Annotated in this window: 9 protein-coding genes and 1 pseudogene; 4 read left to right on the top strand and 6 right to left on the bottom strand. The window is 62.3% G+C overall.

What is annotated here, in order from left to right:
- Positions 1–401 precede the first annotated feature (401 nt).
- Positions 402–716, bottom strand: a complete 315-nt coding sequence (locus tag AWB79_RS37695) for a DUF4148 domain-containing protein (RefSeq protein ID WP_061172559.1) — start codon at positions 714–716, stop codon at positions 402–404.
- A gap of 395 nt (positions 717–1,111) precedes the next feature.
- On the opposite strand from AWB79_RS37695, the gene AWB79_RS37690 reads away from it, so the two are divergent.
- From AWB79_RS37690 to AWB79_RS37680, 3 genes are all read left to right on the top strand, one after another.
- Positions 1,112–1,435, top strand: coding sequence for a DUF4148 domain-containing protein (locus AWB79_RS37690; protein WP_061172558.1), 324 nt, complete (start codon positions 1,112–1,114; stop codon positions 1,433–1,435).
- Positions 1,436–1,561: 126 nt separating this feature from the next.
- On the top strand, positions 1,562–1,978 hold the full coding sequence (locus tag AWB79_RS39950; RefSeq protein ID WP_157695945.1) for a hypothetical protein: 417 nt from the start codon (positions 1,562–1,564) through the stop codon (positions 1,976–1,978).
- 166 nt (positions 1,979–2,144) lie between these two features.
- Positions 2,145–3,500, top strand: a complete 1,356-nt coding sequence (locus tag AWB79_RS37680) for an MFS transporter (protein ID WP_061172556.1) — start codon at positions 2,145–2,147, stop codon at positions 3,498–3,500.
- 95 nt (positions 3,501–3,595) lie between these two features.
- Here the strand turns inward: AWB79_RS37680 and AWB79_RS37675 are convergent, their stop codons facing one another.
- The 4 genes from AWB79_RS37675 to AWB79_RS37660 all read right to left on the bottom strand — a co-directional run bounded on the left by AWB79_RS37675 (position 3,596) and on the right by AWB79_RS37660 (position 6,606).
- Positions 3,596–4,522 (bottom strand): LysR family transcriptional regulator, encoded by a 927-nt coding sequence (locus tag AWB79_RS37675; protein WP_061172555.1) that lies wholly within the window; start codon positions 4,520–4,522, stop codon positions 3,596–3,598.
- A gap of 64 nt (positions 4,523–4,586) precedes the next feature.
- A complete protein-coding gene (locus AWB79_RS37670) occupies positions 4,587–5,702 on the bottom strand; it encodes a hypothetical protein (protein ID WP_061172554.1) in 1,116 nt (371 codons plus the stop codon).
- 204 nt (positions 5,703–5,906) lie between these two features.
- On the bottom strand, positions 5,907–6,125 hold the full coding sequence (locus AWB79_RS37665) for a hypothetical protein (protein ID WP_061172553.1): 219 nt from the start codon (positions 6,123–6,125) through the stop codon (positions 5,907–5,909).
- Positions 6,126–6,222: 97 nt separating this feature from the next.
- The gene (locus tag AWB79_RS37660) at positions 6,223–6,606 is read right to left on the bottom strand and encodes a hypothetical protein (protein WP_061172552.1); all 384 of its coding nucleotides are present in this window, start codon (positions 6,604–6,606) and stop codon (positions 6,223–6,225) included.
- Positions 6,607–6,810: 204 nt separating this feature from the next.
- Here AWB79_RS37660 and AWB79_RS37655 point away from each other — a divergent pair, with 204 nt between their 5' ends.
- Positions 6,811–7,569: an SDR family NAD(P)-dependent oxidoreductase gene (locus tag AWB79_RS37655; RefSeq protein WP_061172560.1), complete on the top strand. Its 759-nt coding sequence runs from the start codon at positions 6,811–6,813 to the stop codon at positions 7,567–7,569.
- A 79-nt stretch (positions 7,570–7,648) separates the two neighbouring features.
- Here AWB79_RS37655 and AWB79_RS39255 read toward each other — a convergent pair.
- Positions 7,649–7,801, bottom strand: a pseudogene (locus AWB79_RS39255) (porin); the annotation flags it as partial.

The raw sequence follows: 7,801 nt of genomic DNA, 5'->3' as shown, positions 1-7,801 counted from the left end.
GGTCGGGCGACGATGCGGCTACGTTCGCTTCGCTGGCCGAGGTGGGGCTCGGGAGGTCGAGGGATTGGGTGTACATGCAGGGCTCCGCTGCCTTTTTGAGATGCGATGCAGCGAAGTATAACTATTAACCGACCGGACGGTTGATTAATTTTGCGCCCAAACATCTCGATATGAATAGCATCGCGTTAACCCCGAAAGCGTCCTGTTTGCTGCGAGAAGCACGCAAAAAAGCCCAGCCGGAAAACGGACTGGGCAAAACCACCGGAAATCCGGCAGCGGAGGTTGCTTCGCATTTTGCGAATGTTCGCACCCGAGAGCGCATTTCGCGTTTTGTATGCAATGAACCGGACGTGCGCCTCGCCTGCAAGATCGCCCGGTCAGAACGCTCGAGCCTTAGCTCCTCATTGGCCGAAGAACACGCTTTGCGGATCGATCCGCTTGCTGGCGCTCCCCGATTGCGATGCTCCGCCGGTCGACGCGCCGTAGCCCTCAGCCTGCGCCTGCGCGAGTCGCAAGTCGGCGACGCGGATCTCCGCTGCCTCGAGCTTCGCGGGATACGATGCGTCTTCCGCGGCGGGCGAATAACCCGCCTTTTCGAGTATTACAAGTTGCGCGCGAACCGCTGCGCGAGTCATCGGTACGCTCGATTGCGCAAAAGACACGAGCGGTGCGGACAAAACGACGGCGGCGACGGCTACATTGACCCACGGTTTCATGATCGACTTCCCCCACTTCTTTTGTAGAAGCCTGGCGCGTGTCTCGGATGGACCGTACCGGGCGGAAGTCGAAAGTGTAGGTGCACAACCGTCGATGATCATTCGTCGAGACGGTGAAGCATCTTTGCGAAATTCGTAAAGAAGTGAGGGAAAAAATACTGCAGCGCGGTGCTCGAATGGCGACGCACAAGCGCTGGAAGTGCTCGCACGCAGATCAGCTACCTGCTGCTTTCGTGCAGCGCAAGCATGCAAGCGCCCGATTATTCCCGTTTCGACAAGGATCATTCAACGGAAACGTGAATGATCTTCACAGGACTCATCTTTAGACTCCGTTCACAAGCTGCTCGAAACGAAACAGGCAGCACGATCAGAAATCCGAATCGGAGGTAATCATCATGAAGACGTTCATTTCCGCAGTTGCCGTCGCCGCTGCTCTCACCGTTCCCGCCCTCTCGTTCGCGCAACAGACCGACGCGCCGCTTACCCGCGCCCAAGTTCGTGCCGAATTGGTTCAACTGGAAAAGGCGGGCTACAACCCGAACATCAGCGATCCGTCGTATCCCTCGAACATTCAGGCAGCCGAAGCCCGCGTCAACGCGCAGACCGTCGCGCAAGTGTCGACGCAATCGAGCGACTACGGTTCGGTCGCGAACGGCTCGCAATCCGGCCGCACGACTGCTGCCCAGCCGCGTGCGCTTGGCGCCTATTTCGGCCAATAAGCTTCACATATCGCGAGCCGGTATGTACCGGCTGAAAACGCAAAGAGCGGCATCTTCTTGATGTCGCTCTTTTGCGTTCTGCATGCGTAGTGTTTTATACAAGACGGCGATTTGCATTTCGCATTCATGCTTCGTCATGCTCATTTCAATGACGACTCCTTCCATTGTTTCGAATGCAATCGCAACGCGTCAGAAGACGTCGAGTTGCAAACCCTGTTCGGTCCCTACGAAAGCATCAAGACCCTGAGCGTGCGCTGCGAAGCGCGTGATCGTTCGATAAGCATTGTGCAGCACGCAGACGCGTCCGGCGCGATCACCTGCGGCACGACAAGGACCGGCCCGCTTCCTTGCATCGCGCTTGCCCGCACCGATGCCTTCGGCCGCGCCCGTGAAGACCAGATTGCCGCGTTGCAGTCCGAAAGTGCCGAAAGATTCCAGAAGAGCCCTTCGGACGCTTCCATAAAGCCGGTTCGACGGGCGTCGTCCAGTTCTTCCGTAACCTCGGCGCACTGTGGGCCACGGCGATATCGATGGCGTCGATAACGTCTATCGATGGGGCTTTATGGACACCGCACGCCCGATGACTATGATCGGCAGGACAGATGCAGCCCGATGCAGGCTGCATCGAATGGAACGAAATGACCGCTGAGCACACCGGCATCCTCATGTCGCGCGTCGCGTCGGGCGGGTTCACGAACCGGAGACAGTCTTGACCTCATCCATCGCCTTGCGCGTCGATCAATTCATCGATGCGCGCCCGCTCTCGTCCTTCCAGAAGCGCATCCTTGTCCTGTGCTTTCTGATCGTCGCCATCGATGGCTTCGATACCGCATCCATCGGCTTCATCGGCCCGGCCTTGCGCGTGCAATGGCATCTCGGCGCCGCAGCGCTCGCGCCGCTCTTCGGTGCAGGGCTCTTCGGCCTGATGGCGGGCGCGCTCTTCTTCGGTCCGCTCGCCGACCGCTTCGGACGCAAGACGGTGCTCGTCGCATCGGTCGGCGTGTTCGGCGCGGCGAGCCTCGTGTCCTGCTTGGCGCCGGACCTCACGTGGCTCATCGCGCTGCGCTTCGTGACGGGACTGGGGCTCGGCGGCGCAATGCCCAACGCGATCACGCTCACGTCCGAGTACTGTCCGAACGAGCGGCGCTCAAGTCTTGTCACGCTGATGTTCTGCGGTTTCACGCTCGGCTCCGCGCTGGGTGGGCTGGTGAGCGGTCAACTGCTCACGCAGGTGGGCTGGCGCGGCATTCTCGCGATCGGCGGCGCGGCGCCGCTGCTGCTCTTGCCCGTGCTCATCGCGGCGTTGCCCGAATCGATGCGCTTCCTGCTCGTCGCGAAGCATGTAGACGACGAACGCATCGCGCGCATCGCGAAGAAGATCGATCCTGCGCTTCCCCCTGGTACGCGCTTGCATGCGGGCGAGGCTCCGTTTAAATCGTCGGTGCGCGCGCTGTTCGCGCCGGACGTGCTCACGGGCACGCTGCTCCTGTGGGCCACGTTCTTCATGAGCCTGTTGATCGTCTATCTGCTGTCGAGCTGGATGCCCACGCTCCTGTCGAGCAACGGCGTCTCGCTCAGGCAAGCGTCCTTCATGAGCGCGACGTTCCAGATCGGCGGCACGGCGGGCGCGATTCTGCTCGGCTGGCTCATGGACCGGCGCGAGCCGCATCGGGTGCTGTCGTCGGCGTATGTCGTCGCGGCGGGCTTTATCGTGATGTGCGCGTTCGCCGGAGGCTCGGTGCCGCTGATCGTCGTCGCGATCTTCGGCATTGGTGTATGCGTGAGCGGCGCTCAGGTTGGCGCCAACGCGCTCGCCGCGGGCTTCTATCCGACCGGCAGCCGCGCGACCGGCGTCGCTTGGGCGAATGCCGTGGGGCGCAGCGGCTCGGTAACCGGATCACTGCTCGGTGGCGTGATGCTCGGCCAGCAACTCGACTTTCGCACGATCTTCCTGCTGCTCACCGTGCCGAGCGTGATCGCGGCGATCTCACTCGCAATGCTCGCGCGTGCCCGCAGCCGTCAGCGCTTCGCCGCCGTTTCGGGAGCGATGTCGGTCGCGGAATGATCCATCCGGCATTTTGCGTTTTGCATTAAGCCTTTTGCATTAGGCCTTTTGCACTAGGCCTTTCGCATGCCAAAGGCGAGCGCGGTGTTATGAATTCACCTCGTCTCGCCGCGTTCGACCGATTCGAGAAACAGATCGGTCAACACGGTGCGCAACCAGCGATGCGCCGCATCGTGATGGAAGCGCTCGTGCCAGTGCTGCTTGACCTGATACGTCGGTACTTCGAAGGGCAGCGCGAAAAGCCGGATGCCCGCCTCGTCGACGATGAGTTCCGCGAGCCTGAACGGCACGGTCGCGAGCAGATCCGTGCGCGCGATGATGTTGGCAAGTCCGAGGTAGTTCGGCACCTCGAGCACCGCATGACGCTCGACGCCGAGTTGCCGCAAGCTGCGATCGACCACGGAATGTCCTGTTCCCGAAGGCGTGACGACGACGTGTCCTTCGGCGAGAAAGGCATCCATTGTGGCGGAATCAGCGGCGTCCCGAAACCGCGGGTGTTGCGCCGCCACGATGCCGACAAAGTGCTGGGTGAACAGCTTCTGCTGATAGAAACCCGCTTCGAGCTGCGGCATGAAGCCGACCGCGAGATCCGCATCGCCCGATTCGAGCAGTTGCGGCGTCTTGTCGTCGATATGCAGCACGCGGATGCGCACGCCAGGAGCAATCGCGCGCAGGCGCTTGAGCAGCGCCGGCAGCAGCACGATCTGACTGATGTCCGTCATCGCGATGCGGAACACCTGCTTCGCGGTCTCGGGATCGAAGCTCTTGCGATGCCTGGAAAGGGCATCGAATGAAGCGAGCAACGTGACTGTGCGCTGATGCAGTTCGCTTGCGAATTGCGTCGGCTCCATGCCCGCCGACGATCGCACGAAGAGCGGGTCCTGATAGTGATCGCGCAGCTTCGCGAGATTGAACGAGATGGTGGGCTGCGACAAGCCGAGATTCGCGGCGGCCTGCGAGACGCTGCGCGTCGCGTGGATTTCCGCGAACACCTGCAGCAGCTTGATATCGATGTCGTTCATCGGGCTATTGTAGTCACGGCCCTTCGTCGACGAAAGAAACAGGACCGTGACGCGCCCGACGAACCTAGTTCGCCGGAATCGTGACCACCGGCGACTTCGCGGTGTCCGTGACTTCCGCTAGCGCCATCAGGTTCTGTACCACCGTGAACGCGTATTTCGAATCGAAGTCGCCGCGATCGATCCAGTAGTCGGCCTTGTCGTACAGCACGCTCACGTAGGCGTCCCGCGGCGCCTTCTCGCCCACCTTTACGATAATCGTCGGCCGCGTCTCGCCACCGATCAGCCCGATGCTCGGCTTGGTCGCCCCGCTGCCCACCTGCGCATCCGGTACGGCGATCTGCGCGCCGAGATCGGTGAGGATACCGAGCACCGAGCGCGTGACCATCGGGATTCGATTCTGTTCCGAGGACTGTCCGTAGATGATCTCGTAAGTCTTTTGCTTCGGCGAAAGATGCAATAGCTTTCTGACGAGCGCGAGATCGTCGGCGACTTGTTTGTTTGCGCCGCTGCGCGTCGCGCCGAGCGTGATGAAGACGCCTCCCTTGTCGGCGCTGTTGCCCTTACTCGCCTTGTCGGTCTTCACGCTCTTGCCGTCGTCCGTGCCGCGCGATTCGATGTTCAGTTCGCCCGCCAGTTGCAGTCGCCGCAAAGACTGCAGCAACAGGAAGAATTCGGGCGATCCCGACGCGTTCGGCCCGCCCAGCGCCGTGCCGTTCTGCAGGCCGCTGATGGATTGCGCGGTGATGCGCAGCAACAGATCGATCGGAATGCCGCTCTCGGCGAGCGGCATCACAAGCGTCGGCGAAAGCGGCCTGATGTAGGCGCTCGCGTAGGCATCGCCGGTGGTCGGCGTGAACGTGAAGGTCGGATGATTCGAATAGGACACGTTGCCCGTCGCCAGCGCGTAGTTCGGCTGGGCGCCGGAGCCGGCATTGAGGGTGAGGCCGCCGCCGGTATCGAACGTGTACGCGGCGATGATGCTGCTCACCGTGAGGAACGATGGCACATCGGCGAAGCGCAATCCGACAATCGCGGCAAGAATTTCACGCTTCTTCGCGTCGCCGAGCGCACGGGCGTAGTCGACCTGATCGGCTTTCAGGCGGCCCGGGCCGATGCCCGCGCAGCCTGCTGCGAGAACGGAGACGGAGAGGATGGCGATCGATAGGGCTTTCCTTGTCATGGCTCTGAATGAAGGTGAAGAGGAGGATCGTCGGCGCGTGGCCGCGGAACACCCGGGCCGCGGCCGCAATTTTCATACCTTGGGAAGTGATGTTTTGCCGATTTCGAAGCGCAAACGATCTCCCCGGCGCATTGCACGCCGGATCAGCCAGCCCGATGCACTCCGCAACGCGCGCGGCGTCAGCCTATGCCGCGCGCATTCGGATCACATAACCAGCTCTTGCTGCGGATGCTGCATTTGCGACTGCGCGCGTTGCTCCCGCGTAGGCGCCTGCGCGATATGACGGCTCGCTTCCTTGTGCTGCGCGACGAGCGCGTCGAGCCGGTCCTGCGCGAAGCGCGGGCCGTCGTCGCGAGCGAAAGCGGGTGCGGTGAGCGTCGCCGCGATGCAGAAGATGAGTGTGGCGAAAGGCGTTCTTTTCATGATTCACCCCGCGATGGACGCGCCCGGCCCCCAATGCCCGACGCTTGACTAGCATCGCATATCGGCGGGAATGCTGCGCGATGCGTGTCCGCGTCGGCTAGAACAAATGTGGCGGCGTGCGCTCGGTCATCGCACGCGGCAAGGTTTCGTCCAGTTCGAACTCGATGCTCGGATAGTCCTGCAATCGTCCGCTCACTTCCACTTCGCGCTCGCTCGTGAAAAGTCCGTCCAGATAGTCGAACGAAAGCTTGCCGACCAGCGCCTTCAGCGCGAGCTCCGCGCTGCGCTTCGGCTCCGTCGTGATCTCGCCCGAATCCATGCACGCGCAGAATTGCCCGTTCTTCGCATCCATTGCGCCGATGTCGATCACCTTGCCATCGACGTTTTGCGCCAGCACGCGCTGCTCCACCGCAAACAGCCTGAACGGGCGTTCGAGACGTGCGGGCTCGGGTCTCTTCGCGTTGCTGTCGGGATTGGCCATGGTGCGACTCTCCGGTGTATGCATCGATCCAGAAGTTGCAGCAAGGCCCGCTCCCGCCTTTCGGCTCGCGCCTGAACGCGCGCCTTGCGCCGCAGCATCGTCGCGCCTTTCCGGTCTAAGCCGCGCCGTCCTACAGTGAATGCAGCGAGCATCGACCACGCAACCACAGGAGCATTCACCGTGAACGAAACCATGAGCGGCGCGATGAACGGCAAGATCGCACTCGTCACCGGCGCGAGCCGCGGACTCGGACGCGCCGCCGCACTCAAACTCGCGCAGCAAGGCGCCGGCGTGATCGGCACATATCAGAGCAACGCGCAGGCCGCGCAGACGCTAGTCGACGAGATCGGCCGCGATGGCGGCAAGGCGGCCGTGCTGCAACTCGACGTCGCCCGCTGCGACACCTTCGGCGCGTTTGCCGACGCGCTATGCAAGACGCTCGAAGACACCTTCGATCGCGAGAATTTCGATTTTCTGGTGAACAACGCGGGCATCGGCATTCATGCGTCGTTCATCGACACCACGCCCGAGCAGTTCGACGAACTCGTCGATATTCATCTGAAAGGGCCATTCTTTTTGACGCAGACGCTTCTGCCCTATCTTCACGAGGAAGGCGCGATCGTCAACGTGTCGAGCGGACTCACGCGCTTCGCGCTGCCGGGCTACGCGGCGTATGCGGTCATGAAAGGCGGGATCGAGGTGCTCACGCGCTATCTCGCGAAGGAGCTCGGACCGCACGGCATCACGGTCAATACGCTCGCGCCGGGGGCGATCGAGACGGACTTCGGCGGCGGCGGCGTGCGCGACGATCACGACATCAATCAGTTCGTCGCACAGAACACGGCGCTCGGGCGCGCGGGGCTGCCGGACGATATCGGCGGCGCGATCGCCGCGCTGCTATCGGAGGGCAATCGCTGGATGACGGCGCAGCGCGTGGAAGTGTCGGGCGGGATGTTCATCTGACGCAATCGCGGCCGCACTTTGTACAGACGAAAAAAAACGGACGCCGAGGCGTCCGTTTTCCGTGCTGCGGATGATTCGCTTAGAAGCGGTGAATGATGCCCACGCCCGCTGCGAACATGCTGCGCGAAGCCGACGGCGAGCCCTGGAAGCCGTCACCGATGGTCGCGTTCGCGGACGTCGTGCGGTTCTTCGTCGTGCCCGACGGAACGGCCAGCGTGGTGCCGTTGGCGCG

The sequence above is a fragment of the Caballeronia hypogeia genome, assembly GCF_001544875.2.
GTDB lineage: Bacteria > Pseudomonadota > Gammaproteobacteria > Burkholderiales > Burkholderiaceae > Caballeronia > Caballeronia hypogeia.
This window is presented reverse-complemented; position numbering and strand designations above follow the sequence as displayed.

Bases quoted from the DNA above. Each gene is read 5' to 3' on its own strand.
- AWB79_RS37695 (WP_061172559.1), bottom strand. From the start codon at position 716: ATGAAACCGTGGGTCAATGTAGCCGTCGCCGCCGTCGTTTTGTCCGCA.
- AWB79_RS37690 (WP_061172558.1), top strand. From the start codon at position 1,112: ATGAAGACGTTCATTTCCGCAGTTGCCGTCGCCGCTGCTCTCACCGTT.
- AWB79_RS39950 (WP_157695945.1), top strand. From the start codon at position 1,562: ATGCTTCGTCATGCTCATTTCAATGACGACTCCTTCCATTGTTTCGAA.
- AWB79_RS37675 (WP_061172555.1), bottom strand. From the start codon at position 4,522: ATGAACGACATCGATATCAAGCTGCTGCAGGTGTTCGCGGAAATCCAC.
- AWB79_RS37670 (WP_061172554.1), bottom strand. From the start codon at position 5,702: ATGACAAGGAAAGCCCTATCGATCGCCATCCTCTCCGTCTCCGTTCTC.
- AWB79_RS37665 (WP_061172553.1), bottom strand. From the start codon at position 6,125: ATGAAAAGAACGCCTTTCGCCACACTCATCTTCTGCATCGCGGCGACG.
- AWB79_RS37660 (WP_061172552.1), bottom strand. From the start codon at position 6,606: ATGGCCAATCCCGACAGCAACGCGAAGAGACCCGAGCCCGCACGTCTC.
- AWB79_RS37655 (WP_061172560.1), top strand. From the start codon at position 6,811: ATGAACGGCAAGATCGCACTCGTCACCGGCGCGAGCCGCGGACTCGGA.